Annotated in this window: 25 protein-coding genes; 9 read left to right on the forward strand and 16 right to left on the reverse strand. The window is 72.8% G+C overall.

Annotation, left to right across the window (positions count from 1 at the left end):
• Positions 1–46: 46 nt before the first annotated feature.
• Together ACIA5F_RS14280 and ACIA5F_RS14285 are read right to left on the reverse strand one after the other, a co-directional pair.
• Positions 47–1,759, reverse strand: a complete 1,713-nt coding sequence (locus ACIA5F_RS14280) for a DUF885 domain-containing protein (protein WP_399352542.1) — start codon at positions 1,757–1,759, stop codon at positions 47–49.
• A 152-nt stretch (positions 1,760–1,911) separates the two neighbouring features.
• A complete protein-coding gene (locus tag ACIA5F_RS14285) occupies positions 1,912–3,423 on the reverse strand; it encodes a GNAT family N-acetyltransferase (RefSeq protein WP_399352544.1) in 1,512 nt (503 codons plus the stop codon).
• Positions 3,424–4,000: 577 nt separating this feature from the next.
• Between ACIA5F_RS14285 and ACIA5F_RS14290 the strand changes: the two genes are divergently transcribed.
• The gene (locus ACIA5F_RS14290) at positions 4,001–4,771 is read left to right on the forward strand and encodes a GntR family transcriptional regulator (protein ID WP_399352546.1); all 771 of its coding nucleotides are present in this window, start codon (positions 4,001–4,003) and stop codon (positions 4,769–4,771) included.
• Positions 4,772–5,564: 793 nt separating this feature from the next.
• Here ACIA5F_RS14290 and ACIA5F_RS14295 read toward each other — a convergent pair.
• The 3 genes from ACIA5F_RS14295 to ACIA5F_RS14305 form a co-directional block, all read right to left on the reverse strand.
• The gene (locus ACIA5F_RS14295) at positions 5,565–6,722 is read right to left on the reverse strand and encodes an ROK family transcriptional regulator (protein WP_399352548.1); all 1,158 of its coding nucleotides are present in this window, start codon (positions 6,720–6,722) and stop codon (positions 5,565–5,567) included.
• Between the two features lie 101 nt (positions 6,723–6,823).
• Positions 6,824–7,474, reverse strand: a complete 651-nt coding sequence (locus ACIA5F_RS14300) for a response regulator (protein WP_399352550.1) — start codon at positions 7,472–7,474, stop codon at positions 6,824–6,826.
• Positions 7,475–7,478: 4 nt separating this feature from the next.
• The gene (locus ACIA5F_RS14305; protein ID WP_399352552.1) at positions 7,479–8,654 is read right to left on the reverse strand and encodes a sensor histidine kinase; all 1,176 of its coding nucleotides are present in this window, start codon (positions 8,652–8,654) and stop codon (positions 7,479–7,481) included.
• A gap of 107 nt (positions 8,655–8,761) precedes the next feature.
• Between ACIA5F_RS14305 and ACIA5F_RS14310 the strand changes: the two genes are divergently transcribed.
• Positions 8,762–9,673 (forward strand): ATP-binding cassette domain-containing protein, encoded by a 912-nt coding sequence (locus ACIA5F_RS14310; RefSeq protein ID WP_399352554.1) that lies wholly within the window; start codon positions 8,762–8,764, stop codon positions 9,671–9,673.
• 76 nt (positions 9,674–9,749) lie between these two features.
• Positions 9,750–10,517, forward strand: a complete 768-nt coding sequence (locus ACIA5F_RS14315; protein ID WP_399352556.1) for an ABC transporter permease — start codon at positions 9,750–9,752, stop codon at positions 10,515–10,517.
• Between the two features lie 134 nt (positions 10,518–10,651).
• Here the strand turns inward: ACIA5F_RS14315 and purB are convergent, their stop codons facing one another.
• The 4 genes from purB to ACIA5F_RS14335 all read right to left on the reverse strand — a co-directional run bounded on the left by purB (position 10,652) and on the right by ACIA5F_RS14335 (position 15,423).
• Positions 10,652–12,085, reverse strand: a complete 1,434-nt coding sequence (gene purB, locus ACIA5F_RS14320) for an adenylosuccinate lyase (RefSeq protein WP_399352557.1) — start codon at positions 12,083–12,085, stop codon at positions 10,652–10,654.
• A 114-nt stretch (positions 12,086–12,199) separates the two neighbouring features.
• Complete coding sequence (locus ACIA5F_RS14325; RefSeq protein ID WP_399352559.1) at positions 12,200–12,991, reverse strand: SGNH/GDSL hydrolase family protein; 792 nt, start codon at positions 12,989–12,991, stop codon at positions 12,200–12,202.
• A 69-nt stretch (positions 12,992–13,060) separates the two neighbouring features.
• Complete coding sequence (locus ACIA5F_RS14330; protein ID WP_399352561.1) at positions 13,061–14,086, reverse strand: hemolysin family protein; 1,026 nt, start codon at positions 14,084–14,086, stop codon at positions 13,061–13,063.
• Positions 14,083–15,423, reverse strand: a complete 1,341-nt coding sequence (locus ACIA5F_RS14335) for a hemolysin family protein (RefSeq protein ID WP_399352563.1) — start codon at positions 15,421–15,423, stop codon at positions 14,083–14,085. The genes ACIA5F_RS14330 and ACIA5F_RS14335 overlap by 4 nt, the downstream gene beginning before the upstream one ends.
• A 360-nt stretch (positions 15,424–15,783) precedes the next feature.
• On the opposite strand from ACIA5F_RS14335, the gene ACIA5F_RS14340 reads away from it, so the two are divergent.
• Positions 15,784–16,212 (forward strand): GNAT family N-acetyltransferase, encoded by a 429-nt coding sequence (locus ACIA5F_RS14340; RefSeq protein ID WP_399352565.1) that lies wholly within the window; start codon positions 15,784–15,786, stop codon positions 16,210–16,212.
• Positions 16,213–16,308: 96 nt separating this feature from the next.
• Here ACIA5F_RS14340 and ACIA5F_RS14345 read toward each other — a convergent pair whose 3' ends face one another.
• From ACIA5F_RS14345 to bioB, 4 genes are all read right to left on the reverse strand, one after another.
• The gene (locus tag ACIA5F_RS14345; protein ID WP_399352567.1) at positions 16,309–16,995 is read right to left on the reverse strand and encodes a class I SAM-dependent methyltransferase; all 687 of its coding nucleotides are present in this window, start codon (positions 16,993–16,995) and stop codon (positions 16,309–16,311) included.
• A gap of 177 nt (positions 16,996–17,172) precedes the next feature.
• Positions 17,173–17,892 (reverse strand): dethiobiotin synthase, encoded by a 720-nt coding sequence (gene bioD, locus ACIA5F_RS14350; protein WP_399352569.1) that lies wholly within the window; start codon positions 17,890–17,892, stop codon positions 17,173–17,175.
• Positions 17,889–19,277 (reverse strand): adenosylmethionine--8-amino-7-oxononanoate transaminase, encoded by a 1,389-nt coding sequence (locus ACIA5F_RS14355; protein WP_399352571.1) that lies wholly within the window; start codon positions 19,275–19,277, stop codon positions 17,889–17,891. The genes bioD and ACIA5F_RS14355 overlap by 4 nt, the downstream gene beginning before the upstream one ends.
• The gene (gene bioB, locus ACIA5F_RS14360) at positions 19,270–20,535 is read right to left on the reverse strand and encodes a biotin synthase BioB (RefSeq protein WP_399352573.1); all 1,266 of its coding nucleotides are present in this window, start codon (positions 20,533–20,535) and stop codon (positions 19,270–19,272) included. Before bioB ends, ACIA5F_RS14355 begins: the two co-directional genes overlap by 8 nt.
• 157 nt (positions 20,536–20,692) lie before the next feature.
• On the opposite strand from bioB, the gene ACIA5F_RS14365 reads away from it, so the two are divergent.
• On the forward strand, positions 20,693–21,865 hold the full coding sequence (locus tag ACIA5F_RS14365; protein WP_399352575.1) for an 8-amino-7-oxononanoate synthase: 1,173 nt from the start codon (positions 20,693–20,695) through the stop codon (positions 21,863–21,865).
• A gap of 37 nt (positions 21,866–21,902) precedes the next feature.
• Here the strand turns inward: ACIA5F_RS14365 and ACIA5F_RS14370 are convergent, their stop codons facing one another.
• Both ACIA5F_RS14370 and ACIA5F_RS14375 read right to left on the reverse strand, forming a co-directional pair.
• On the reverse strand, positions 21,903–22,154 hold the full coding sequence (locus ACIA5F_RS14370; RefSeq protein WP_399352577.1) for a DUF397 domain-containing protein: 252 nt from the start codon (positions 22,152–22,154) through the stop codon (positions 21,903–21,905).
• 15 nt (positions 22,155–22,169) lie between these two features.
• Entirely contained in the window at positions 22,170–23,057 is an 888-nt protein-coding gene (locus tag ACIA5F_RS14375; RefSeq protein WP_399352579.1) for a helix-turn-helix domain-containing protein, read from the reverse strand.
• Positions 23,058–23,266: 209 nt separating this feature from the next.
• Between ACIA5F_RS14375 and ACIA5F_RS14380 the strand changes: the two genes are divergently transcribed.
• Positions 23,267–23,719 carry an ATP-binding protein gene (locus tag ACIA5F_RS14380; RefSeq protein ID WP_399352581.1) on the forward strand — a complete coding sequence of 151 codons (453 nt, stop codon included), beginning with the start codon at positions 23,267–23,269 and terminating at the stop codon, positions 23,717–23,719.
• Positions 23,720–23,873: 154 nt separating this feature from the next.
• On the opposite strand, the gene ACIA5F_RS14385 is transcribed toward ACIA5F_RS14380, so the two are convergent.
• The gene (locus tag ACIA5F_RS14385) at positions 23,874–24,263 is read right to left on the reverse strand and encodes a VOC family protein (protein WP_399352583.1); all 390 of its coding nucleotides are present in this window, start codon (positions 24,261–24,263) and stop codon (positions 23,874–23,876) included.
• 320 nt (positions 24,264–24,583) lie between these two features.
• Here ACIA5F_RS14385 and ACIA5F_RS14390 point away from each other — a divergent pair, with 320 nt between their 5' ends.
• Genes ACIA5F_RS14390 through ACIA5F_RS14400 form a run of 3 tightly spaced genes read left to right on the forward strand, consistent with a single transcriptional unit; the run spans position 24,584 to position 26,926 of the window.
• Positions 24,584–24,904: an urease subunit gamma gene (locus tag ACIA5F_RS14390; RefSeq protein ID WP_399352585.1), complete on the forward strand. Its 321-nt coding sequence runs from the start codon at positions 24,584–24,586 to the stop codon at positions 24,902–24,904.
• Entirely contained in the window at positions 24,901–25,212 is a 312-nt protein-coding gene (locus ACIA5F_RS14395; protein WP_399352587.1) for an urease subunit beta, read from the forward strand. Before ACIA5F_RS14390 ends, ACIA5F_RS14395 begins: the two co-directional genes overlap by 4 nt.
• Positions 25,205–26,926 (forward strand): urease subunit alpha, encoded by a 1,722-nt coding sequence (locus ACIA5F_RS14400; protein WP_399352589.1) that lies wholly within the window; start codon positions 25,205–25,207, stop codon positions 26,924–26,926. Before ACIA5F_RS14395 ends, ACIA5F_RS14400 begins: the two co-directional genes overlap by 8 nt.
• The last annotated feature ends 12 nt before the right edge of the window (positions 26,927–26,938 follow it).

Below are 26,938 nucleotides of genomic sequence, written 5' to 3' on the forward strand. Positions count from 1 at the left end.
CGGGGCGAGCGGCCCGTCCACGTGCCGTGCTGTGCCGTGCCGTGTGTCAGAGCTTCGACAACTCGTCCACCAGGTCGTCCAGCCCCAGCGACCCCTGCGACAGGGCCGCCATGTGCCAGGCCTTCAGGTCGAAGGCGTCGCCGTGCGCCGCCCGCGCGTTGTCCCGGCCCAGCAGCCAGGCGCGCTCGCCCAGCTTGTAGCCGATCGCCTGGCCCGGCATCGACACGTAACGGGTCAGCTCGCTCTCGACGAAGTCCGCCGGGCGTCCGCTGTGCAGCCCGAAGAACTCCTGCGCCAGCTCCACGGTCCACCGCTCGCCCGGGCGGAACGGCGAGTCCGCCGGGATCTCCAGCTCCAGGTGCATGCCGATGTCCACGATGACCCGCGCCGCGCGCATCATCTGGCAGTCCAGGTAACCGAGCCGCTGCTCGGCGTCCTTGAGGTAGCCCAGCTCGTCCATCAGCCGCTCCGCGTACAGCGCCCAGCCCTCGGCGTTGGCGCTGACGATGCCGACGGTGGCCTGGTAGCGCGAGAGCTGGTCCGCGACGTGCGTCCACTGCGCGAGCTGCAGGTGGTGGCCCGGAACGCCCTCGTGGTACCAGGTGGAGACCAGGTCGTAGACGGGGAAACGGGTCTGGCCCATCGTCGGCAGCCAGGTACGGCCCGGACGGGAGAAGTCCTCTGAGGGGGAGGTGTAGTACGGGGCCGCGGCGCCGCCGGACGGGGCGATCCGGGACTCCACCTTCCGTACCCGCTCGGCGAGTTCGAAGTGGGTGCCGTCGAGGTTCTCGATCGCCTCGTCCATGATCCCCTGGAGCCAGGCCCGGACCTCCTCCACGCCCTCGATGTGGGTGCCGTGCTCGTCCAGGTGCTTCAGCGCCTCCCAGGGCCCGGCGCCCGGCAGGATCTTCGCCGCCTCGGCCTTCATCTCGTCGAGCAGCCGGTGGTACTCCGCCCAGCCGTAGGCGTACGCCTCGTCCAGGTCGAGGTCGGTGCCGTTGAAGTAGCGCGACCAGCGGGCGTACCGCTCGCGGCCCACGGTGTCCGGCCTGCCCGCGACGGCCGGGGCGTAGACGGCGCTCATCCAGTCGCGCAGGCCGGCGAGGGCGGCGGTCGCACCGGCCGCCGCGCTGTCGAGTCCGTCGCGCAGGGCCTCGGGGCCGTGGGCGACGAAACCGGCGAAGAAGGCGGGCTCGTCGCCGTCCTCGCCGGCCCAGCCCGTGAGCTGCTCGATGAAGGTGGCGGTGGGGCGCGGCGCACCGTACAGCCCGCGGTCCAGGCCCAGCTGGAGGCTCTCGCGGTAACCGGCGAGGGCGGCCGGGACGGCGTGCAGCCGCTCGGTGATCGCGGCCCAGTCCTCGTCCGTGTCGGCCGGGGTGAGGCCGAAGACCTCACGGATGCTGTGCACGGGGGAGTGGATGTTGCTGACGGCGCGCAGGTGCTCGTCGGCCTCGTGGACGCCCAGTTCGGCGGTGAGGCGCTCGCGCAGCAGGCGGGCGCAGCGGCGCTCGGCGTCGCTGTCGGCGCCGGGCAGCCGCTCGGCGGCGTCGAGGCGGCCGAGGGTGGTGCGGGCCAGTGCGGCGACGGCGTCACGGCCCGCCGGGGAGAAGTCCGGGAGCTTGCCGGAGCTCGCGGCGACGCCGAGGTAGGTGCCCATGACCGGGTCGATGGCGATGAGTTCGTCGACGTAGGCGTCGGCCACCTGGCGGGGCAGCAGGGCGGCACGCCGCGCGTCGTGCGGGGGAAGGATCTCTGACATGCGGACATCTTCGTACGCGGGACGGGTCCGCGTCATCACCGTTCGCTCTCGGCCTCCTGACGCGGGCGGGAGCGGGACCCCGGGGCCGGGGAGCCGCGCTCCCGGGGCGGGGCGCCGTACGGGCCGGCCCCGCCCCGCCCCGGCGGCCGGGGTCACGGAGCCTGCCGCACCTCCTTGCGGGCCTGCTCGCGCGGGAGCCCGTACGACGACCCGTACGACGACCCGTACGGCCGCTCGTGCGGAAGCCGGGCGCCGGCCGGGCCCGTGGCCAGCCGGGCCGTGATCACCAGGGTGCCCTCCTCGATCTGGTAGTCGAGCGGGAGCCCGAGCCCGCGCATGGCGGCGACCATGCCGGTGTTGGACGCCTGGGTGACGGCGTACACGCTGTCGCACCCGGCCTCGGTGGCCAGCGCGATCAGGCGGCGCAGCAGCTCGGAGCCGATGCCCCGGCGCTGCCAGTCGTCCTCGATGAGCAGCGCGACCTCGGTCTCGTCGCCGTCCCACAGCAGATGGCCGAGGGCGACGAGCTTGCCGGAGGTGGTGGTGGCGGCGAGGGTGCGGCCGAAGCGGGGGCTCAGCAGGTGACCGAGGTAACGGTCGGCGTCGGCGACGGGCCCGTGGTAGCGCAGGGCGAGGGTCCGCTCGGAGCAGCGGTCGTGCATGGCGCGGGCGGCCGGCCGGTCGGAGCCGTCGGCGCGGCGGAGGACGATCTCGTTGCCCTCGGGCAGGGTCAGCACGTCCTGGCCGCGCGGGACGCGGGGGCCGAGCCGGGCGTCGAGCTCGACCAGGGCGCGGGCCCGCGCGAACTCGGTCGGGGTGAAGGGAAGGTGGGGGCGCTCGACGGTGATCGCGCCGCCCGAGGGGTCGCGCAGCCGCATCACCGTGGCCTCCAGAACCCCTTCGACGGGGGCGTCGGCGCCCGCGTTGGGGCGGCCGGAGAGGGTGGTCGCCGGGATCGAGTGGATGGTGCAGCGGCCCAGCAGCTGACGCAGGGCGAGCGGGAGCTCGGCGGTGTCCAGGGCGGTACGGGTGGCCAGGCCCAGGAGACGGGTGGGGGTGTCGACCAGGTCGTGGGCGTCGGCCCGCTCGATCCAGGTGGACCGGCCGCCGGCCCGGGAGACGGTCCGGGTGAGGTCGGCGGAGGGCAGCTGCCGGGGGGCGCGCAGCAGGAACTCGTCGACCGTGGAGCCCTCGGGGAGCGGGTGGGTCTGGAGGGTCAGGATGTCGACGCCACTGCCGGCCAGGGCGGTGCAGAGCGCGGCCAGGCTGCCGGGCTCGTCCCGCACGGTCGTCCGCATCTGCCACAGGGTGGTCGTGGCGGCGGCGGTCCCGCCCTCGGCGGCGCCGGTCTCCCGGGCGGTGGCGGTCGTCGCGGCGGCCGGCCCGGCGGCCGGGGCCGGATCGGTGGGCGCGGTGGTCCGCGGCGGCGGCGCATGGCTGTGCCGCCGTGCCCACCAGGTGTGGAAGGCCGCCGTGCCCAGGAGCGCGACGGCCGAGGCGACCAGCAGGATCGGGCCCCTGGGGCCGTGCACGACGAGATTGGCGATGGCGTCCGCGACCGCCACGGCGCAGAACAGCGCGGCCAGCTCGACGACGTCGCGGCGCCAGTGGTGACGGTGGTGGCGGTGGGGACTCTGGGCGGATGCAGGGTTACGGTCAGTCATGGACACCACTGTCGCGCAGGGGTGTTGCGTGATCGCGAACGATCTGTGACCGACTGGTTAAGCGTCGATCGAGCCTGTTTCGCCCAGTTTTCCGGTGCATTTCCCGTCCGGAGGCCCGGGATTCACGGGCCTCCGGGTCCATTCACGGGTCCATGGGTCCGTTCACGGGTCCATGGGTCCGTTTCCGGGCCTCCGGGTTATCGGGTCTCCGGTTCCACGAGCCTCCGGACGGGGCGCGTCGTGGACGGTGCGGGACGGGGCGGTGCGGTGCGGTGCGGGGGCGACAACCGGGGGCGACAACCGAGGGCGCGGGAGGGGCGCGCAGGAGCATCTGCCGTCATCGTTACCCGGCGGTAGACCTTGACGGCAAGCCTTCGGCCAGAGTCGCCCCGCGCGAACATCCCGTGAACGGCTTGATACGTATGCCCGATCTGCCCGCCAAAGGTACGAGGATTGGTCTTGACCAAGGGGGTGCACCGTCCTATCGTCGCAGGGATAGTGCAGGAACCTTTAATAAACAAGGGCGCGGAACTGCCGCTGACACACGGCGATTGCAGCGTTGGCAGGAGGAGTCAGGGTGGGGACCATGCAGCTCGAATCGGTACAGGAGCCTAAGTACTGGCACCTCAGGACCGTTCTCAGTGAGGCGCTCGACCAGGACTTCGCCGTAGGTGAGGTCCTGCCGAACGAACGTGAGCTCGCCGCCCGTTTCGGAGTCGCCCGCGCGACCCTGCGGCAGGCACTGGAACAGCTTGAGCTCGAAGGCCGCCTCCAGCGCCGTCGCGGTGTCGGCACCACGGTCGCCCCGCCGCGCGTCGGCGTCGCCGTCGGCAGCACGCAGCACAGCTGGCCCGGGGAGGGCGGCGACGGCTGGGAGCCGGTGGACGCCACCGAGACCCTGCCGCCTGCGGCCGTGCTCAAGTCCCTCGGCGCCGAGCCCGGCTTCGACGCCGAACGCCCGGTCCACACGGTGCGTCGCACCCGGGTCACACAGGGCCAGGCCGTCGCGTCGGAGCTGCTGTACGTGCCGGACTCCTCCGTGCCCGGCCTCCCCGCCATCGAGGCCCCGGCGGGTCCCGCCCGCGCCCGCGCCGTCCTGCGTGAGCTCCAGCGGCTCGTGCTCGACGGCCAGGACCGCTCGGTGGAGCTGGGCTCCGCCCGCGCCGACGACGCCAGGGAGCTGGACCGCCTGCCGGGCGCACCGGTCCTGCTGGTCACCACCCGCTACTTCACGGCGAAGGGCACGGCCGCGGTCTCGGTGGCCACCTACCGCGCCGACACCTGCCGCCTGACCTTCGGCGACTCGGGCGACGTCGAGATCACCCACGAGCCGCGCGTCGCCTCCTGACCCCTCCTGCCCCTTCCTGATACCTCCCGCACTCTTCCGCACGCCGGGCGGCCCTTCCGCAGAGCCCGGCGATGCTCCCTGCGGTGACTCCCTCTTGTGGCTGTGGCTGTGGCCGGGGTCTGTGAAGTCGCCCTGCCCGGCCTGGTTCCCGCCGCACGCAGGGACGTCCCGGTGGGCGCGGCGTTACAGCCGCGCGACTGGGCGACGGAGCCGCCTGGACCGGCCGGGGCGCGCGATGACCTCACTTGCGGCGAACCGCTCGCGCGCAGCCCACATTTCCGGCCAGGGGGTGAAGTCACCCGGCACCGGATAAAAGGTTCTTTCCGGTGCATTTCGTGCGCCGCTGATGCCTCTGTGACGGATGCGACACTCGGACGGCTGTGCCACTCGCCGTGGCCCCGAACCCCGCGCTCCGCCCTGCCCCTGAGCCTGCCCCTGCCCCGTGCTCGCGGCGAGATGCGGGCTGTCGGCCGGTGCGGGGCGAGGGCGGGCGCTTCGGGATCTCCTGGGCTTCCCCGTCCGCCCTCCAGGCCGCTTCCCCGAGGTGGGTGCGCTCGCCGCCTGGCGCCCGCTGAGGCCCGGACGAGGCGCGTCCTGGCCCTGGGGGAAGGCCGCGGGCCCGTTCGGGCCACACGGGCCCTCCTGTGACTTTCCCGCAACACGCACCCCCGGCGTCACAGGGCGCGGTGGCCGACGTCGACATGGACACCGGCCGGGTTCGCGCGAGGCGAGGGGCGGCGGGGTGGGCGGGGCAGGGGGTGTGGGTGGGCCGGGGCGGTCGACCCGGACATGGTCAGCGGCGGCGGGCCGTGACCGTCTTCTCCACCGCGAAGAGTTCCTCCTCGACGTGGTCCAGCGCGAGCCGAAGTGCCCCCGTGGCCACCGCGGCCTCGCCCAGCAGGGACAGGGCGACCCTCGGCGGGCGCAAGCAGTAACGTTCCAGCTCCTGGCGGAGAGGGCCGAGAACACCGTCCAGGCCGGCCGCCCAGCCGCCGACCACGACCAGCTCCGGGTCCATCGCCAGGACCAGCGCCGCCACGTCGTGCACCAGCCGCTGCAAGAACCGTTCCACGGCGGCCACCGCTCGCTCGTCCCCCCGCTTGGCCATCGCGAAGACCTCGGCCACCGCCGACTCGTCCAGCGGGTCCAGCGGTTCTCCGGTGGTCGACAGCAGACTCTCCGGAGCGACCTCGCGGCCCAGCAGATGCAGTGCGCCGATCTCCCCGGCGGCCCCGCCGAACCCCCGGTGCAGTCGTCCGCCTATCAACGAGCCGGCGCCGGGGCTGAGTCCGGCCATCACGAACACCATGTCGTCGGTGTTCTGCGCGGCCCCCTTCCAGTGCTCGGCGACCGCCGCCGTGTTGGCGTCGTTCTCCACCTGCACCGGGCAGCGGAACGAGCGCTGCAGGCGCTCCCCGAGCGGCAGCCCCGTCCAGCCGGGCAGAGCCGTCCCCAGGCGGACGGTGCCGTCCGCCTCCACGATCCCGGGGCTGCCGACCCCGACCGCCCGCAGGGAGTCCCGCGGTATGCCGGCGCGGCGCAGCAGGTCGGCGACGGCCATCCGCACCTTCTCCAGCCGCTCGTCGGCGGACGCCGTCTCGGCGACATCCTTGGTGCCCGCGCCGATCACCCGGCCGTCCAGCCCCGACAGCAGCACCGCGACCCGGCGCGAACCGATCTCTATCCCGAGCAGGTGTCCGGCTTCGGCGCGGAACCGGAAGCGTCTCGCGGGCCGCCCCTGTCGGCGCGTGCCCTCTTCCACTCCGGCCTCGACGACGAGCCCGCTACCGATCAGCCCTTCCACGACCCCCTCGACGGTCGGCCGGGAGAGCCCGGTCACCCGGGTGAGGTCGGTGAGGGTCGGCGATCCGGCCGCACGCAGTGCCCGTAGCACGACGGCGGAATTGATCCGCCGGAGCAGAGAGGGGTCCCCGCCGGTCAGCTGCCCCAACGTGTGTCCTCCCAGCTAGCGAGCCTGTCAGCCGGATCGTACTGCCCGCCCGATGCGGTGGCGAGAAGTGGCCCCCCATTGACCGGAACAAGACCGTCTTCTCAAGCCGGTGCGACGAATCCCGACTCGTATGCCATGATCACGGCCTGGGTCCGGTCCCGTGCGCCAAGTTTCGCCAGGATCGCACTTACGTGCGACTTAACTGTCTCTGCGCCAATGATCAACTCGGAGGCGATCTCCACATTGGTCAGCCCCCGTGCCACGAGTCGCAGGACCGCCTCCTCCCGCTCGGTCAGTGCGGCCCGCTCCAGTACCGCCCGTGCCTTCCGGTTCCCGTACTCCGCGGCCAGCGCACGTACCGCCGCGGGGAAGAGCAACGTCTCGCCCTCCGCGACCAGTCGTACGGCGTGAACGATCTCCGACGGCCGGGCTCGTTTCAGCAGGAACCCGTCGGCTCCGGCTCGCAGCGCCTGGTAGACGTACTCGTCGTTCTCGAAGGTCGTCACGACCAGGATCTTCGGCGGGGAGTCCACGGTCCGCAGCACCGCACGGGTCGCCTCGATCCCGTCCAGGAGCGGCATCCGCACATCCATCGCCACGACGTCCGGTCGCAGTTGTCTCACGAGCGGGACGACCGAAGCCCCGTCGGCCGCCTCACCCACCACTTCGATGTCGGGCTGGGCTTCCAGGACGGCACGCAGACCCGCGCGTACCAGGGGCTCGTCGTCGACGAGCAGGACGGTGACCGGCATCCGGTCAGCGTATTCGGTCCAGCGGGAGCCGGGCGCGCACTCTCCAGCCACCCGCGTACGGCCCGGTCGTCGCCTCCCCGCCGAGGAGCTGGGCCCGTTCCCGTATCCCCCGTAGCCCGTTTCCACCGCCCGTCGTGACGGTCGGGCGGTCGGGCAGCGGGTTCGTCACCTCCAGGTCCAGCCGGGTCCCGGTCATCTCCACCCGTACCCGCACCGGTACGGGACCGCAGTGCCGCAGCACATTGGTGAGTGCCTCCTGCAGAATCCGGTACCCCTCCCGGGTGACCGGCCCCGGCAGGTTCTCCAGCGGACCGGTCAGCCGGGCGTCCACCGCGGCCCCGGAGGCCCGGGCCGACTCCAGCAGCCGCTCCGCCTTCACCAGGGTCGGCCGCTGGGAGGGCGGCTGTGCGGACTCCCGCAGGACCAGCAGGACACGTTCCAGGTCCTCCAGTGCGGCGCGTCCGGTCTCTTCGATGGCGATCAGCGCCCGATCGGTGAAGTCGGGATCGGCCGCCGCCCGCGCCGCCCCCGCCTGCACGACTGCCACCGTCAGCGCGTGTCCGATGGAATCGTGAAGCTCCCGTGCGATCCGTGCCCGCTCCAGCAGTTGCTCGGTACGGGCCTCCAACACGGTGAGCCTCTCGGCCGCGGAGGGCCCCAGCAGCCGCCGGGCGATCGTGGTGATCGCGTTGCCGAGCAGGACCACGACAACGATCAGGACGACCAACGGAACCGGTGCGAGCAGAGCCGCTGCCCAGCGGGGCGGGGTGAAGAGCGCCGCTGGATCATCGGTCAGTGGGTGCCCGACCGCGATCGCGATCAGCTCCAGGGCCGTCACCGGCAGCCACACGGTCGCGAACATCGCCATGCCCGCGACGACCAGCCGTATCTCCAGCCACAGCAACGTCCGCCACCGGTCGCCCCAGCGCGCCGACCGCGTAGCGGTGATGCTCCGGCCGCCGGAGCCGTCATCGTCCGGGGTCAGCAGGAACTGCGCCTGAAGGACTTCGGACAGCCGTACCCAGGGCAGGAACGCGAACGGTATGACGATCAGTAACGGTGCCCACGGCCAGGAGGGCTTCACGAACATCCAGACGGCCGGCAGAAGCAGGGGGACGCACAGGTGCAACCAGCGCGAGTACGTCACTGGTCGGAACGGGGCGCGGAGCAGTCGGTACATGCCTTCATCGTGACAGTGCCCTGGTCACGAGCGTCTCCCCCACGTGGGGGAGACGCCACCCCCGTACGGGGGAGGTAGGAGGAGGGCCGGGCGGCGAATCTGGGGTCATGAACCGCATCGAGATCCGCGAACTGACCAAGGACTACGGCACCGATCGTGTCGTGGACCACCTCACCTTCGATGTCCTGCCCGGCCGGGTGACCGGTTTCCTGGGGCCCAACGGCGCGGGAAAGTCCACGACCATGCGGCTGCTGCTGGGTCTCGACCGCCCCACCTCAGGCACAGCCACCATCGGTGGACGCCGTTTCACCGAGTTCCAGGACCCGCTCCGGGAAGTGGGAGCCCTGCTCGACCCCCAGGCGGCTCACAGCGGGCGCACGGCCCGGGACCATCTCCTCGCGCTCGCCGTCAGCAACAGCATTCCGGCGGCCCGGGTGGAAACGGTCCTGGAGCAGGCCGGCCTCGCCTCGGTGGCCCGGCGGCGGATCGCAACCTTCTCCCTGGGGATGCGCCAGCGCCTGGGCATGGCCGCGGCGCTGCTGGGCGACCCAGGGGTGCTCCTCCTGGACGAGCCGACCAACGGTCTCGATCCCGAGGGCATCATCTGGATACGTGAGCTGATGCGCGGTCTCGCCGCAGAAGGGCGCACCGTCCTCGTCTCCAGCCACCTGATGGCCGAGAACGCCTCGTTCGTCGACCATCTGGTGGTACTCGGCCAGGGCCGGCTGCTCGCCGACACCTCGATGACGGAGTTCATCGACGCCCGCAGTGCCCCGAGAGCGCGGTTGCGGACATCCGATCCGGAATGTCTGAGAGCTGTCCTCGACAGGGAGGGGTTCCGCCTGGTCGCAGCCGAAGAAGGGCGTTGGACCGTCGACGGCATACCGGCCGCGGCGATCGGAACCCTTGCCGCACGCGAGGGCATCCCGATGCTCGAACTGTCCGACGACCGGGTCTCGCTGGAACAGGCGTACCTCGACCTCACCGCCGAGCGCTCCCCGTTCTCGTCCGTGGCCTGACCGCGCCCCGTCTTCCTCCGCTCTTTGCCCGACTCCGACTCCTGTACCTGCCACCCGGCCCGAATGGAGACCCCTCATGACCACCGGAGCCCTGCCCACCGGAGCCCTGCCCACCGTCCCCGTCCTGCACTCGGAATGGATCAAGATACGGTCCAACCGGTCGTTGCTCGGCTCGCTCGTCGCCGTCTTCGTCGTCACCGTGGGCACGACCGTGCTCACCGCCGCCACGATCGGCGCGGCGACGGAGGGTGCGATGGGTGAGGACCCGCTGCTCACCGCCTTCTACGGAGTCAACTTCGGCCAGATAGCGGCCATCGCCTTCGGCGCCACCGCCTTGGCCGGGGAGTTCCGTGACGGAGCGTTGCGGGTGTCGCTCACCGCTGTCCCGAACCGCACCCGGTTCTACCTCTCGAAGGTCGCTGTGGTGGCCGGACTTTCCTTCCTCGTCGGGCAGGTCACGGGTCTCGTCACCTTCGTGGCAGGGCAGGCGTTCATGGGCGAGCACGCCCTCGGCCTGGGCGACCGGGGCTCGCTGAGGGCGGTCTTCGGCAGCGGCGTCCATCTGATGCTGATCGCACTGCTCGCGGCCGGTCTGACCGCGGTGGTACGCAGCGGCACCCTGGTGATGAGCCTGCTCATCCCCTTCATCCTGATCGTGCCTTTCGTGGTCGGTCAGGTCGTCGGAGGCGCCGGGCAGTTCCTGCCCGACCGGGCGGGACAGATGGTGATGCGCCTGGAGGCGCAGGGGGCCCTGGGCCCCTGGACCGGGCTGGGGGTGGCCGCACTGTGGTCACTCGCGGCACTGATCGCAGGCTGGTTCGCGATGCGCCGCCGGGCCGCGTGACAGCAGCGGACCGCAGAGGTGGACAATCGTAGGGGGAGAGGATGTCTGGATCGATCGTGCCGCACCGCACACGCAGACCGCCCGTGACCACGTCCGGGAGGAGGCGGTCACGGGCGGCGTCGGCCCCTCAGGGGTCAGAGAATGGAACCCGGCGCGTACCCGGCGGCCTCCGGGTGCTGCTTGGCGATGGCCTCGATGCGGGAGACCACCGCCGCGACCTGGTCACCCGCCGCACCGGTGAAGGACAGCTTGTCGGCCATCAGGGCGTCGAGCTGGGCCCGGTCCAGCGGCATCCGCTCGTCGGCGGCCAGCTTCTCCAACAGCTCGTTGCGCTCGGCGCCCTGCTCGCGCATGGCGAGCGCGGAAGCCACCGCGTGCTCCTTGATGACCTCGTGGGCGGCCTCGCGGCCCACTCCGGCCCGTACCGCGCCCATCAGGACCTTGGTGGTCGCGAGGAAGGGGAGGTAGCGGTCCAGCTCACGGGCCACGACGGCAGGGAAGGCGCCGAACTCGTCGAGAACCGTCAGGAAGGTCTCCAGCAGGCCGTCGAAGGCGAAGAAGGCGTCCGGCAGGGCCACCCGGCGGACCACGGAACAGGAGACGTCGCCCTCGTTCCACTGGTCACCGGCCAGCTCGCCGGTCATCGAGGCGTAGCCGCGCAGGATGACCATCAGGCCGTTCACACGCTCGCAGGAGCGGGTGTTCATCTTGTGCGGCATCGCGGACGAGCCGACCTGGCCCGGCTTGAAGCCCTCGGTGACCAGCTCGTGGCCGGCCATCAGCCGGATCGTCTTGGCGATCGACGACGGGGCGGCGGCCAGCTGCACCAGGGCGGTGACCACGTCGTAGTCGAGCGAGCGCGGGTAGACCTGGCCGACCGAGGTGAAAGCCTGGGCGAAGCCGAGGTGGGTGGCGATGCGCTGCTCCAGGTCGGCGAGCTTGGCGGCATCGCCGCCCAGCAGGTCGAGCATGTCCTGGGCGGTGCCGACCGGGCCCTTGATCCCGCGCAGCGGATAGCGGCCCAGCAGGTCCTCCAGGCGGGCGTAGGCGACCAGCAGCTCGTCGGCCGCGGTGGCGAAACGCTTGCCCAGGGTGGTCGCCTGCGCGGCCACGTTGTGGGAACGGCCGGCCATGACCAGCTCGGCGTGCTCACCGGCCAGCGTGCCGAGCCGGGCGAGGACGGCGACGGTCCGGTCCCGGGCCAGCTCCAGCGAGAGCCGGATCTGGAGCTGCTCGACGTTCTCGGTCAGGTCGCGGGAGGTCATGCCCTTGTGGACGTGCTCGTGACCGGCGAGGGCGTTGAACTCCTCGATCCGGGCCTTCACGTCGTGCCGGGTGACCTTCTCGCGTTCGGCGATGGAGGCGAGGTCCACCGTCTCCAGGACGCGCTCGTAGTCGGCGAGGGCCGCGTCCGGGACCTCGATACCGAGGTCCTTCTGGGCGCGCAGCACGGCGAGCCACAGCCGCCGCTCCAGCGTCACCTTGTACTCGGGGGACCACAGGACGGCGAGCTCCGCGGAGGCGTAGCGGCCGGCCAGGACATTGGGGATGCGGGGCTTGGCTGTCACGTGGAGGGATTCTACTTGGGCCGCCGCTGTGCGTTTGCGCAGGTAGGTGACCCGCCTCCGATTGTGGGTTGCTACGAGGCGAGGCGGAGTGAGCCGGACGGTCCGTTCTGCGGCCTACGGAAGGCGCTCGTCCGCCGGGTTCCGGTACGGCAGCAGCTCCGGGCGCTTGGCCGGGCGGCCGTCCCCGGAGGAGCGGCCCGTCAGGCGGCGGCCCACCCAGGGGAGCAGATGCTGCCCGGCGAAGCTCAGGTCCTGGCTCCGGCGCACCCTCCAGCCCGGAGGCACCGCGGCCGGGAGCCCGCCGCGCCAGTCCTCCTCGGCGGGCAGGCCCAGCACCTGCCAGACGGCCTCCGCCACCCTGCGGTGACCCTCGGCCGTCAGGTGCAGCCGGTCGGCGTCCCACATCCGGGGATCGCCCAGGACGGGAGCCCCGTACAGGTCCACCACCAAGGCTCCGTGCCGGGCGGCGAGCTCCTCGACGATGGCGAAGAGTTCCTCCATGCGGGGCCGGAAGCGTTCCATCACCGGCCCGTCGCGCCCCGGCGAGCGCATCAGGACGAGGCGCCCGCAGGAGGGGGCCAGCAGGCCCACCGCCCGCTCCAGGTGTCCGCGCACCCGGCCCATGTCCACCTTGGGCCGCAAGGCGTCGTTCAGCCCGCCCACCAGGGTCACCACATCGGCGCCCATCGAGGCCGCGGCAGGGGCCTGCTCCTCGGCGATCTGCCCGATCAGCTTGCCGCGCACCGCGAGGTTCGCGTACCGGAAACCGGGCTCGCGCGCCGCCAGGCGGGCCGCCAGCAGATCGGCCCAGCCCCGGTAGGAGCCGTCCGGGAGCAGGTCGGACATGCCCTCGGTGAAGGAGTCACCGACCGCGACAAAACTGGTGTAAGACACATTCATCTCCATGGCGGAGCGATGCTACCGCGCGGTACTCCGGCCCCGCAGGGCCGGAGTACCGCACACCGGGGACGGCCCTCAGGCCGAAGCCGGCCTGCTGAACAGCTCGCGCAGCACGTCCTCCATGGTCACCAGCCCCGTCATGGCGCCGTCCGCCCCGAGCACCGCCGCCAGATGGGTACGGCTGCGCCGCATCGCGGTCAGCACGTCGTCCAGCGGCGTGTCCGCCCTCACCTGGGCGATCGGCCGCAGCGCCGACACCGGGAAGGGCTCGTTCCGCTCCGTCGCGTCCGCGTCCAGGGCGTCCTTGACGTGCAGGTAGCCCAGAATCCTGCGCTGCGCGTCCGTCACGGGGAAGCGGGAGTACCCGGACTCCGCAGAGAGCCGCTCCAGCCCGGCCGGAGTGATGCCCTCCCGGGCCGGAACCACCCGGTCCGCGGACAGCACCACATCGGTGACGGGCCTGCGGCCCAGCTCCAGGGCGTCGTGCAACCGCTCCCTGGCCCGCTTGTCGATGAGCCCCGCGTCACTGGAGTCCTTGACCATCCGGGCCAGCTCGTCGTCCGAGAAGGTCGCCGCGACCTCGTCCTTCACCTCCACCCGCATCAGCCGCAGCAGGGTGTTGGCGAAGGCGTTGATCGCGAAGATCACCGGCCTCAGCGCCCGGGTCAGGGTCACCAGCGGCGGACCCAGCAGCAGCGCGGTGCGCACCGGCTCCGACAGCGCCACGTTCTTCGGCAGCATCTCGCCGAAGAGCATGTGCAGGTACGTGGCCAGCGCCAGCGCCACCACGAAGGAGATCGCGTGCGTCAGCCCCACCGGTACCCCGAGGAGGTCGAACAACGGGGTCAGCAGGTGCTCGATGGCCGGTTCGGCCACCACACCCAGCACCAGGGTGCACAGCGTGATGCCCAGCTGGGCCGCCGCCATCATGGCCGACACGTGCTCCAGGCCCCACAGGACGGCACGGGCCCGCCGGTCGCCCTGTTCGGCATACGGCTCGATCTGGCTGCGCCGGACCGAGATCAGCGCGAACTCCGCGCCGACGAAGAAGGCGTTGACGACCAGGGTCGCCAGACCGATCAGAAGCTGGATCGCGGTCATCGGACGTCCTCCGTGTCACGGCCTGCGGCCGGCGGGTCCGGCACGTGCAGCAACACCCGCGCGGCCCGGCGCCCACTGGCGTCCACCACGTCCAGCTGCCAGCCGCCGAGTTCCAGACTGTCGCCGACGGCCGGGATACGGCCCAGCTCGGTCGCTATCAGACCGGCCAGGGTCTCGTACGGACCCTCCGGCACGCGCAGCCCGATCCGCTGGAGCTGGTCGGTGCGCGCGGCGCCGTCGGCGGAGTAGAGCGGGCGCCCGGAGGCGTCCGTGCCGGCCGGGGCCAGGTCCGGGGTCTCGTGCGGGTCGTGCTCGTCACGGACCTCGCCGACGACCTCCTCGACGATGTCCTCCAGCGTGGCCACACCGGCCGTGCCGCCGTACTCGTCGATGACCACGGCCATCGTCTGCCGGCCGGACAACCGGTCCAGCAGCCGGTCCACGGTCAGCGACTCCGGTACGAGGAGCGGCTCGCGCAGCAGCTGCGACACCGGATGGCGGTACCGCTCCTCGGCGGGCAGCGCCAGCACGTCCTTGATGTGGACGGTGCCGACGACGGTGTCGAGGCTGCCGCGGTAGACCGGGAAGCGGGAGAGACCGGTGGCCAGGGTCGCGTTCGCCACGTCCTCGGCGGTGGTCTGCACGTCGAGGGCGGTCACCTGGACGCGCGGGGTCATCACGTTCTCCGCGGTCAGGTCGGCCAGGTTCAAGGTCCGCACGAACAGCTCGGCGGTGTCCTTCTCCAGCGCTCCCGCCTTCGCGGAGTGCCGGGCCAGCGCCACCAGCTCCTGCGGGGTGCGGGCGGAGGCCAGCTCCTCGGCCGGTTCCATGCCGAACCTGCGGACCATGTGGTTCGCGGTGGTGTTCAGATGGCCGATCAGGGGCTTGAAGGCACGGCTGAAGACCCGCTGCATGGTGGCCACGCGCTTGGCGACCGTCAGCGGGGAGGAGATCGCCCAGTTCTTGGGCACCAGCTCGCCGACGACCATCAGGACGACGGTCGACAGGAAGGTGCCGAGGACCAGGGCGGTGGAGGAGGCCGCCCCGGCGGGCAGCCCCATGGCCTCGAACGGGCCCTTCAGCAGGGCGGAGATCGAGGGCTTGGAGATCATGCCGATGACCAGGCCGGTCACGGTGATGCCGAGCTGGGCGCCGGAGAGCTGGAAGGTGAGGCTGCGGACGGCGGTCAGGGCACTGTCGGCCCCGCGCTCGCCGCGCTCCACGGCTCGTTCGAGCTCGCCGCGCTCGATGGTGGTGAGTGAGAACTCGGCCGCGACGAAGACTCCGCAGGCAAGACAGAGCAGCAGCGCCAGGACGAGCAGGAGCACTTCGGTCATCGGCCGTTCACCTCCGTCCCATGATCGGCCAGGAGGAGGGGTATCGCGCGATGTCGGGTACTGGGAGGCTCGCCCATGGGCGGACGCTCACACCTTTCACTGAGAGGAAAACGGGTCCCCACATCGTAAAGGACGGGCAAACCGGACGGATCATTCATGTGACGGATCTGGCTCCGGACGACAGGACCGAGAGGACCGAGAGGACCGAGAGGACCGACAGGTACGGGGAATGCCCGCCCCGCCCCGCCCCGCCCCGGTACCAACACCGGCACCGGCAGGACGTCGCCGTGCCGGGGCCCCGCCGGACCACAGGCGGAAGTCGGTGGCGTACGGCCCGGACCGCGTGCTTGGCTGCCGATCATGAACCTGATCCGGATACGGACCGCCGTCCCGGCCGACGCGGAGAACGTGCTCGGCTTCTGGAAGGAAGCCGCGGAGGGCACGTCCGTCACGGACGACGTGGACGGTGTGTCCCGGCTCATCGGCCGTGATCCCGACGCCCTGATCCTCGCGGAGTCCGACGGACTCCTCGTGGGCTCCGTGATCGCCGGTCACGACGGCTGGCGCTGCGCCCTGTACCGGCTGGCCGTCCTGCCCTCCCACCGGCGGCAGGGGATCGCCACCGCGCTGCTGGAGGCGGTCGAACGGCGCTTCGCGGAGCTGGGCGGCCGGCGTGCCGACGCGATGGTGCTGGAGACGAACGAACGGGCGCACCGGGTGTGGGCCGAGGCCGGTTACCACCGCCAGGACCAGTGGCGGCGCTGGGTGAAGCCCCTCGGACAGGCCTGACGGGCCGGGCTGCCGGCTCTTCGGTGTCCCGGCTCCTCGGCGTCCCGGCCCGTCCGGCGGGCGCGGACGAGAGGGCCGGAGCCGGGGCCCGCCCGTTCACCCGGCGGAGCGGCGGGCCGCTCCGATCACGCAGTACGAGGTGGGCAGCGCCGGGCCGCGTTCGGGCAGCCGGAAGCTGCGCTGCGAGACGATCCGGAAACCGGCGGCCTCGATCGAGGCCAGCGGGTCGCGGGAGGTGTGGCAGCCGCCGAAGAGGCGGGGCCACACGGTCCGGTCCAGGGCCCGCTGCACGGCCGCCATCCCGGGGCCGGGCGCGAGGCCGTGCTCAAGGAAACGCAGCTCGGCGTCGGGCCGCAGCACCCGGTGCAGCTCGGCGAGGGAGCGGGGCAGGTCCCGTACGGTGCACAGCACCAGGGAGGTGACGGCGACGTCGAACGCCTCGCTCTTGACCGGAAGGGCCTCCGCGGCGGCCGGTACGAGGTCCACGGGAACCTCGGCGCGCTGGGCTGCGGCGTAGGCGAGGCGGCGCAGGACCTGCTCCGGTTCGACGGCGACCACCTCGCAGACGGCCCGGGGGTAGTGGGCGAAGTTCATGCCGTTGCCGGCGCCGATCTCGATGACCCGGCCGGAGACCCCGTGCAGCAGCTCACGGCGGAGGGGGGCGAGGCCGGCGCGGGTCTCGGCGGTGGTGCTCGCGCGGGCGTAGAACCGGGCGAAGAGGGGATGGTGGACGGGGTCGCGGGGCGACGTCTGATGCGGGGGGTGAAGGCGGCGCAGGGGCATGGCGGACCTCCGGGGGCGGATGTACCCGTACCTCCAGGGTGCCCCTCGCCGCACGGCCTCATCCACGGGTGCACCGCGCGGGCGCACTCCGCCCGGCCCCGCCCCCGACGCGCCCCGGCCCGGCCCGCCTCCGCCCGGCCCGCCCCCCCGACGCGTCCCCGCCCCGCCCCGGGTGCGTCAGGCGGGCCAGGCGGAGAGGAAGGACCGGGCCGACCAGGTGCCCGACAGGGGCGGGGCCAGCCAGGAAGGGGCCGCGGCGCGGAAGTCCGCCGGGGACAAGGTCCCCGCCCCCGCCGGGACCGCGCCCAGCAGCGGGAGGCCCGAGACCTCCGGGAGGTCGGCCAGGTTGCAGCGGGAGGCCAGGTCCGGGTCGGACGGCCAGCTCCCCACCACGACACCCAGCCCGGCCAGCCCCCGGGCCCGCAGGGCCTCCGCCGTCAGCGCGGTGGAGTTGAGGGTGCCGAGACCCGCCGGGGCCACCAGCAGGACCGGGGCCCCGAGCAGCCGGGCCGCGTCCGCGAGGGTGTGGCCGGCCTCGTCGAAGCGGACCAGCAGCCCGCCCGCGCCCTCCACCAGGACCAGGTCGTGCCCGGCGGCGAGCCGGGTGGCCGCCTCCGCGATCCCGGCCGGCGCCACGGTGGCCAGACCGGCCCGGCGGGCCGCCGTGTCCGGGGCCAGCGGCTCCGGGTAGCGGACCAGCTCCACCGCCGTCACCGCCCGCCCGGCCAGCCGCCGCACCTCGGCGGCGTCCCCGGGCTCCCCCGGGCCCACACCCGTCTGGGCGGGTTTGAGCACCGCCACCGAGCGGCCCGCGGCCGACGCGGCTGCCGCGATCGCCGCCGTGACCACCGTCTTGCCGATCTCCGTGCCCGTGCCGGACACCATCAGGACCGTCATCGCACGCCCCGGCTCTCCCGCGCCGCCGCGCACACCGCGCGGCAGATGCGGGCGATGTCCGCGTCGTCCGCGACGAACGGCGGCATCGTGTAGATCAGGTCCCGGAACGGCCGCAGCCACACGCCCTCGCGGACCGCCGCCCGGGTGGCCGCCGCCACGTCGACCTCGTGGTCGAGCTGGACCACCCCGATCGCGCCCAGGACACGGACGTCCCGGACCCCGGGGAGGGCCGCCGCCGGTGCCAGGCCCGCACGCAGCCCCGCCTCGATCCGGGCGACCTCGCGCTCCCAGTCCTGGCCGAGCAGCAGCTCGACCGAGGCCAGCGCCACGGCCGTGGCGAGCGGGTTGCCCATGAAGGTCGGCCCGTGCGCGAGCACCGGCACCTCGCCCCGGGAGATCCCCCCGGCCACCCGCCCGGTGCACAAGGTCGCCGCGAGCGTGAGGTAACCGCCGGTCAGCGCCTTGCCCAGGCACATCACGTCCGGGGTGATCCCGGCGTGGTCCGCCGCGAAGAGGGCGCCCGTCCGGCCGAAACCCGTCGCGATCTCGTCCAGGACCAGGAGGACCCCGTACTCGTCGCACAGGTCGCGCAGCACCCGCAGGTGGCCCGGGTGGTGGAAGCGCATGCCGCCCGCGCCCTGGACCACCGGCTCCACGATCACCGCGGCCAGCTCGTCCGCGTGCGCGGCGACCAGGGCGCGCAGGTGGTCCGCGTACGCCGGGTCCACGGGCGTGTCGAAGCCGCCGGGCGGGGCGTCCGCGAAGACCTGGCGCGGCAGCACCCCCGACCACAGCTCGTGCATGCCGCCCTCGGGGTCGCAGACGGCCATGGGCTGCCAGGTGTCGCCGTGATAGCCGCCGCGCCAGGTCAGCAGCCGGGTCTTGCCCGGCCGCCCGACCGAACGCCAGTACTGGAGGCACATCTTGACCGCGACCTCGACGGAGACCGAGCCCGAGTCGCAGAGGAAGACGTGTTCCAGACCGGCCGGGGTGATCTCGACGAGCTTCGCGGCCAGCCGGACGGCGGGTTCGTGGGTGAGCCCGCCGAACATCACGTGGGACATCCGGCCGAGCTGCGCGGTGGCCGCCTCGTTCAGCACCGGGTGGTTGTAGCCGTGGATCGCCGACCACCAGGAGGACATGCCGTCCACCAGTTCGATTTGCCCCTGGGCGGGGGCGGCCAGCCGCAGCCGCACCCCCGAGGCGGAGGCGACGACCAGCGGCTCCTGACGTCCGGGCATCGGACCGTACGGGTGCCAGACGTGCTGCCGGTCCAGCGCCAGCAGCTCCGCCGCGGTCAGTCGCTCCGCGGCGGCCGGAGGCGGCCCGGCCGGCCGGAGCCGGACCGGCGGCGGCGGTTCGAGCGTGTGGAGCTGATCAGGCATTGGGAGCGAGATCCGTCCCCGCGCCACGGCGGCGCACGGCCACCAGGCCGGGCCGTACCTCGCCCGCGCCCGCCTGCGCGGGAACGGCTCCGGGAACGGCTCCGGGGACGGCTCCGGGCGCGGCGGCCCCGGCCTGCGGGGCGTGCCCCGCGCACCCGCCGCACGCCGAGCCGCACCCGGCCTCCGCACCGGCGGACCCGCACATCCCGCCCGCGCGCCCGGCCGCGGCGGCGACGGCCGAGGCCGCCACGTCGGAACGGTGCGCGGGAAGGGTCGACGTACCGGCACCCTCCACCTCGAAACCGGCATCCGCGATCATGTCGAGGTCGGCCTGCCCGGCCTGGCCCTCACTGGTCAGGTAGTCGCCCAGGAAGATGGAGTTGACCAGGTGCAGGGCGAGCGGCTGCAACGTGCGCAGATGGACCTCGCGCCCGCCCGCGAGCCGGACCTCGACGTCCGGGCAGACGAAGCGCACCATCGCGAGGACGCGCAGCGCCCGCTGCGGCGTGAGGTTCCACTCCTTGGCGAGCGGGGTGCCCTCGAAGGGGATCAGGAAGTTGACCGGCACCGAGTCCGGGTCCAGCTCGCGCAGCGAGTAGACGACGTCGACCAGGTCCTCGTCGCTCTCGCCCATGCCCGCGATCAGACCGGAACAGGCGGACAGGCCGGCGGCGTGCGCCTTCCGCACCGTGTCCACCCGGTCCGCGTACGTGTGGGTCCTGGTGATCTGACCGTACGTCGCCTCGGAGGTGTTGAGGTTGTGGTTGTAGGCATCGGCCCCGGCGTCCTTGAGACGCTCCGCCTGGCCGTCCGAGAGCAGGCCCAGGCACGCGCAGACCTCGACGCCCTCGTTCTGCTCCTTGATCGCCGCGATCGTCTTCCCGACCCGCTCCACGTCCCGGTCGGTCGGCCCGCGACCGCTCGCCACCAGGCAGACCCGCTTGGCGCCGCCCGCGACCCCGGCCGCCGCGGCCTGGGACGCCTCTTGCGGCTTCAGCCAGGTGTACTTGAGGATCTCGGCCTTCGAGCCCAGCCGCTGCGAGCAGTACGAGCAGTCCTCCGGGCACAGGCCCGACTTCAGGTTGACCAGGTAGTTCAACTTGACCCGGCGCCCGAACCACTGGCGCCGCACCTTGCCGGCCGCGGCCACCACGTCGAGCAGTTCGTCGTCGGAGGTCGCCAGTACGGCGAGCGCCTCTTCGCGGCTCGGCAGCTCGCGCCGCAGCCCCTTTTCCACCAGCGTGTTCAGCAGGTCCATGGGCCCGATCCTGGACCACACGACCGTCCCCGGCCAAGGAGAGATCGCACAACATGACGGGACGGCAGTGTGTGTATCGCCACACCTGGCGCTCAAGGCACGGCGGTTAGGGTCGGGCAGGTCTGTGGACTGCCGACAGAAGATCGAGGACCCGACGATGCCTGAGCACCCCCCCGAGCCCGTGGCCGCCTTCGCCTGGATCGAGGAGGCGCAGAACGCCCGTGAACAGGCCGGACTCGTCCGGACCCTGCGCCCCCGGGCGGCCTCCTCACCGCTCCTGGAGCTCGCGAGCAACGACTACCTCGGTCTGTCCCGACACCCCGAGACCGTCCGGGGTGCCCAGGAGGCGGCCGGGCGGTGGGGTGCCGGAGCCACCGGTTCCCGTCTGGTCACGGGCTCGACCGAGCTTCATGCGGAACTGGAGCGGGAACTGGCCTCCTTCTGCGGTTTCGAGGCCGCGCTGGTGCTCTCGTCCGGGTACGCGGCCAACCTCGCCGCCGTCACCGCGCTCAGCGACCGGGGCACGCTGGTCGTCTCCGACGCCGGGAACCACGCCTCGATCGTCGACGGCTGCCGCCTCTCGCGCGCCGCCACCGCCGTGATCCCGCACTCCGACCCGGACGCCGCGCACAAGACGCTCGCCGCCCACCGGGGACGGGCGCTGCTGGTCAGCGACTCGGTCTTCTCCGTGGACGGGGACGCCGCCCCGCTCGCCGGATACGCCGCCGCCTGCCGGGACGCGGGCGCGGCCCTGGTCGTCGACGACGCCCACGGGCTCGGCGTCCTGGGCGAGGGCGGCCGGGGCGCGGCGCACGCCGCCGGGCTCGCGGGCGCGCCCGACGTGGTCGCCACCCTGACCCTCTCCAAGTCCCTGGGCAGCCAGGGCGGCGCGGTGCTCGGCCCGGCCCGGGTGATCCGGCACCTGGTCAACACCGCCCGGACCTTCATCTTCGACACCGGGCTCGCCCCGGCCGCCACCGGCGCCGCGCTGGCGAGCCTGCGGCTGCTCCAGCGGGAACCGGAACGGGCCGGCCACGCCCGGGAGGTGGCCGGCCGGCTGTACGGGCAGCTCACCGCGTCGGGCCTGACCGCGGCCCGGCCGGACGCGGCCGTGGTCTCGGTACGGGCCCCCTCGGCGGCGGCGGCCCTGCGCTGGGCCGCCGACTGCCGCGAGGCGGGCCTGTCCGTGGGGTGCTTCCGGCCGCCGTCGGTGCCGGACGGCATATCCCGGCTGCGGCTGACGGCCCGCGCCGATCTCACGGGGGAGGAGATCGGCCGGGCCGTGGCGACGATCCTGTCCACCGCCCCGGCCGGAGCCACCGACCGGTAGGCCCGGCCGCCCCGGGCCCGCCGCCTGCCCGGCCCGGCTACCGGAGCGGTTCCGTCCGGAGGCGGGCGAGGAAACCGTCCCAGGCGGGCGCGGCGAGGAGCACGGCCGGGCCGTCCGCCCGCTTGGAGTCGCGGACGGCCAGGAGGCCGCCGCCGAGGACGGCCGCCTCCACACAGTTGTTCATCCCGGTGCTGCGGCTGCTCCGCCGCCACCGCGTACCGTCCGGCAGCCCGCTCGCGGACGGGACCGACGGCGGGGACGGAGGGACGGACGAGGGGGGTGTGGGCACGGGGGTGCCTCCTTCTTACGCGTCGTCAGCGAGTGAGCCGATGAGGTCCGACGAGTCCTGGGGCGGGAGGGCGTGCGCCTGGATGGTGCGGAACACGGCGCTGTACGCCTCGACGTCTTCCTTCCGCTCCAGGTGGAGGCTACTCGTCAGATGGTCGAGCACCACCACGTCCAGATCGGCGATGTCCGGAAAGGAGAAGATCACGAAAGGCCCGGTAAGGCCGGGATGTCCTCCTGCGCTGAACGGCAGCACCTGCAACCTCACCCGAGGCAGCCGCGCCACCTCCACCAGGTGCCGCAACTGCTCCGCCATCACCCCGGGTCCGCCGACCTCCCGCCGCAGCGCCGCCTCGTCCACCACTGCGCTCAGCTCCAGCGGCGGATCGGCCCGCAGCACCGCCTGCCGGGCCAGCCGCACGTCGACCAGCGCGTCCACCTGCGGTCCGGACGCCCCGCCCAGTGCGGACCTGGTCACGGCCCGCGCGTATCCGGCGGTCTGCAACAGGCCCGGCACCACCGACAGTTCGACGGTACGGGCCGACCGGGCGCCTGCCTCCAGGCTGATGAAGTCCCGGTACTCCCGCGGCAGCAGAACCCGGTAGTCGTGCCACCAGTGGCGGACCCGCCCGGCGTCGTCGCCGCCCGGTCCGGGCCCGGCGGCCGAGACGGCCAGGGCCTCCAGCAGCGCCCGGTGACGGGCGCTCACGACCTCCCCGTAGGCGTCGAGGAGGAGGCGGATGTCGTCCGGCCTGACACCGCTGCGCCCCGTCTCGATACGGCTGATTTTCGATTGGTGCCACCCCACGGCCCGGGCCGCCTCACCACTGGTGAGTCCGGACCGGTCGCGCAGCGCGCGCAGTTCCTCGCCGAGCTTGCGCCGGCGTACCGCGGGACCGTGCCGCACACCGCCTCCTTCCACCCGTACAGCTCCTCCCAGTCTGCTGTCCGCGCACACTCTCGCGCGGGACGGTTCACCGCTTTGGGCGACAGATATATGCATATCGTGGGGGAACGGCGGAAACATCGGGACGATGAGTGACACTCTGGCGTCCAGCACAGATCCGGGGCGGAACCGCCCCGGTGGGAAAGGGACCTGGGAAAGGGACCGTCGCCATGGCAGACCACCAGGAAGCATCCGTCACTCTGCCGAGCGAACCCGCCTCGGTCTCCACCGCACGCCGCTATGTCGCGGAGGTCCTGGGCGAATGGGGGCTGCCCGCCGGGGCCGACACCGCGGACCGGGTCCGGGTGATCGTCTCGGAGCTCGCCACCAACGCCGTGCAGCACACGCTCGGCCTGTCGCCCACCTTCACCGTCGCTGTCCGTCTGGAACGGGAGGAATGGCTGCGCGTCGGGGTGACCGACAGCCATCCGGCCCGGCCCAGGCGGCTCCCGGCCGCCGTCCAGCAGGACAGCGGCCGGGGGATGGTGATCGTCCGGTGGCTCGCCGTGGAGGCGGGCGGCCGGCTCTCCGTCAGCCCCACCGAAGACGGCGGCAAGACGGTGTGGATCGCCCTGCCCTGGACCGCCGGACCCCTGTCGGGGAGCGTCGCCCCCTTCTGCTGACCCCGGGCCCGGAAGCGGCCCGACGGCGGAACCGGGCGGGCAGGGCGGGCGGGTGGGACCAGTGGGGCCCAGGAGGTCGCTGGGACCCGGGCGGAACGGGACCGTCCGGGCAGCGGGCCGGGCCGGGCCGGGCCGGGCCGGGCGGAGGGCCGGGTCAGGCGGCGGCGCGCTCCGCCGCGCTGCGCTCGATGCACAGCTCGTTGCCCTCCGGGTCCGCGAGGACGACCCAGCCGGAACCGTCCTCCCGGCGCCGGTCGTCCACCAGCCGCGCCCCGAGGCCGGTCAGGCGCTCGACGGTCTCGTCCCGGGTACCGACGGGCGGCTGGATGTCGAGGTGGACCCGGTTCTTGACCGACTTGGCGTCCGGCACCCGGATGAAGAGCATTCCGGGGACGCCCGGCTGACCCGGCTCCAGCAGGATCTCCTCGTCGCCCTCCACATCGTCCGGGTGGATCGCGTAGCCGGTCACCTCGGCCCAGAACTCGGCCATCTTGTACGGGTCGAGCGCGTCGATCGTGATGTGGTGGATGGGGTTGAGAAACATGCCTCTCCTCGGTCGCGGTTCCGGGTGCGAAACCGTGCGGGGGAGGTCCGGCGGGACTTCTGGAGCGTGCCCTGGACCCGGTACCTCCTCGTAACGTGGGTTAACCCGGCGGAAAACCGCCGCGCCTAGCGTGGCGGCCACGCCTCCCTGTCAATGATCACCCATGGGCGGGTAAAGCACCGGTGATCCGGACGGAAAGCCTTGCCCTCGCCCGGGCAAGACCTGCTCGGCACGGATACCCGCAGGTCAACAAAGTGTTGAAGATGGCTGAGGTCGGTACGACGCAAAGTTGACCTTGTCCCGGAAGGTGGGGGAACCCTGTGCGACTGACACCGCACGAACAGGAAAAACTGCTCATTCACGTGGCCGCCGACGTGGCCGGGAAGCGAAGGGCCCGCGGGCTGCGGCTCAACCACCCCGAGGCGGTCGCCCTGATCGCCTCCCACATCCTCGAAGGGGCCCGCGACGGCCGGACCGTGGCCGAGCTGATGGCCTCCGGCCGTACCGTGCTCGGCCGCGAGGAGGTCATGGAGGGCATCCCCGAGATGATCCACGACGTCCAGGTCGAGGCGACCTTCCCGGACGGCACCAAGCTCGTCACCGTCCACGACCCCATCGTCCGGACGGGAGGCTCCCCGTGATTCCCGGCGAAATCATCCACGGGGCCGGGCCGGTCCTCCTCAACGAGGGACGTCCCGTCACCCGCCTCACCGTGCTCAACACCGCCGACCGGCCCGTCCAGGTCGGCTCCCACTACCACTTCGCCGAGGCCAACCCCGGCCTCGAATTCGACCGCGCCGCCGCCCACGGGCTACGGCTCGGCATCGCCGCCGGTACGGCCGTCCGCTTCGAACCGGGCATCCTGGCCGCGGTGGAACTCGTACCGCTGGGCGGCCTGCGGACCGTACCGGGGCTGCGCGGGGAGACCGGGGGGCCGCTCGATGGCTGAGCTGTCGCGCCAGGACTACTGCGGCCTCTTCGGGCCGACGGCCGGTGACCGCATCCGGCTCGCCGACACCGACCTCTTCGTGGAGATCGAACGGGACCTCAGCGGCGGCCCCGGCCGCTCCGGGGACGAGGCCGTCTTCGGCGGCGGCAAGGTCATCCGCGAGTCCATGGGCCAGGCCCGCACCACCCGCGCCGAGGGCGCCCCCGACACGGTGATCACCGGCGCCGTCGTCCTCGACCACTGGGGCGTCGTCAAGGCCGACCTCGGCATCCGCGACGGCCGGATCTGCGGCATCGGCAAGGCCGGCAACCCCGACACCATGGACGGGGTCGACCCCGCCCTGGTCATCGGGCCCGAGACCGAGATCATCGCGGGCAACGGGAAGATCCTCACGGCCGGAGCCGTCGACGCCCACGTCCACTTCATCTCCCCGACCGTCGTCGAAGAGGCCCTCGCCTGCGGTATCACCACCCTCGTCGGGGGCGGCACCGGCCCCGCCGAAGGCTCCAAGGCCACCACCGTCACCCCCGGACCCTGGCACCTGGCCCGGATGTTCGCCGCGCTGGAGGCGTACCCCGTCAACATCGGCCTGCTCGGCAAGGGCAACACCATGTCCCGCGAGGGCATGCACTCCCAACTGCGCGGCGGCGCCCTCGGCTTCAAGATCCACGAGGACTGGGGGGCCACCCCCGCCGTCATCGACGCCTGCCTGAAGGTCTGCGAGGAGACCGGCGCCCAGGTCGCCCTCCACACCGACACCCTCAACGAGGCCGGTTTCGTCGCCGACACCCTCGCGGCCATCGCCGGGCGCACCGTCCACGCCTACCACACCGAGGGCGCGGGCGGCGGGCACGCACCCGACATCATCACCGTGGTCCGCGAGCCCAACATCCTGCCCAGCTCCACCAACCCCACCCGGCCCCACACCGTCAACACCGTCGAGGAACACCTCGACATGCTGATGGTCTGCCACCACCTCAACCCGGCCGTCCCCGAGGACCTCGCCTTCGCCGAGTCCCGCATCCGGCCCTCGACCATCGCCGCCGAGGACGTCCTGCACGACCTCGGCGCGATCTCGATCATCTCCTCCGACGCGCAGGCCATGGGCCGGGTCGGCGAGGTGGTGCTGCGCACCTGGCAGACCGCCCACGTGATGAAACGGCGCCGCGGCTTCCTGCCCGGCGACGGCCCCGCGGACAACCACCGGGCCCGCCGCTACATCGCCAAGTACACGATCAACCCGGCCGTGGCCCAGGGCCTGGCCCGCGAGATCGGCTCGGTGGAGACCGGCAAACTCGCCGACCTCGTGCTGTGGGACCCGGCCTTCTTCGGGGTCAAGCCCGAACTGGTCGTCAAGGGCGGCCAGATCGCCTACGCGCAGATGGGCGACGCCAACGCCTCCGTCCCCACCCCGCAGCCGGTCCTGCCCCGCCCCATGTACGGCGGTCTCGGGCGCGCACCCGGCCTGAACTCGGTCAACTTCACCGCGCGGGCCGCACTCGACGACGCGCTGCCCGAACGGCTCGGCCTCGGCAAGGAGTTCGTGGCGATCGAGAACACCCGCAAGGTGACCAAGGCGGACATGCGCAACAACGACGCCGTGCCGAGGGTCGAGGTCGACGCCGACACCTTCACCGTCACCATCGACGGAGAGGTCGTGGAACCGGCGCCCGCGGCCGAACTCCCCATGGCCCAGCGCTACTTCCTCTTCTGATGCGGGGCCCCT

The sequence above is a fragment of the Streptomyces sp. NPDC051567 genome (assembly GCF_044454165.1).
Lineage (GTDB): Bacteria > Actinomycetota > Actinomycetes > Streptomycetales > Streptomycetaceae > Streptomyces.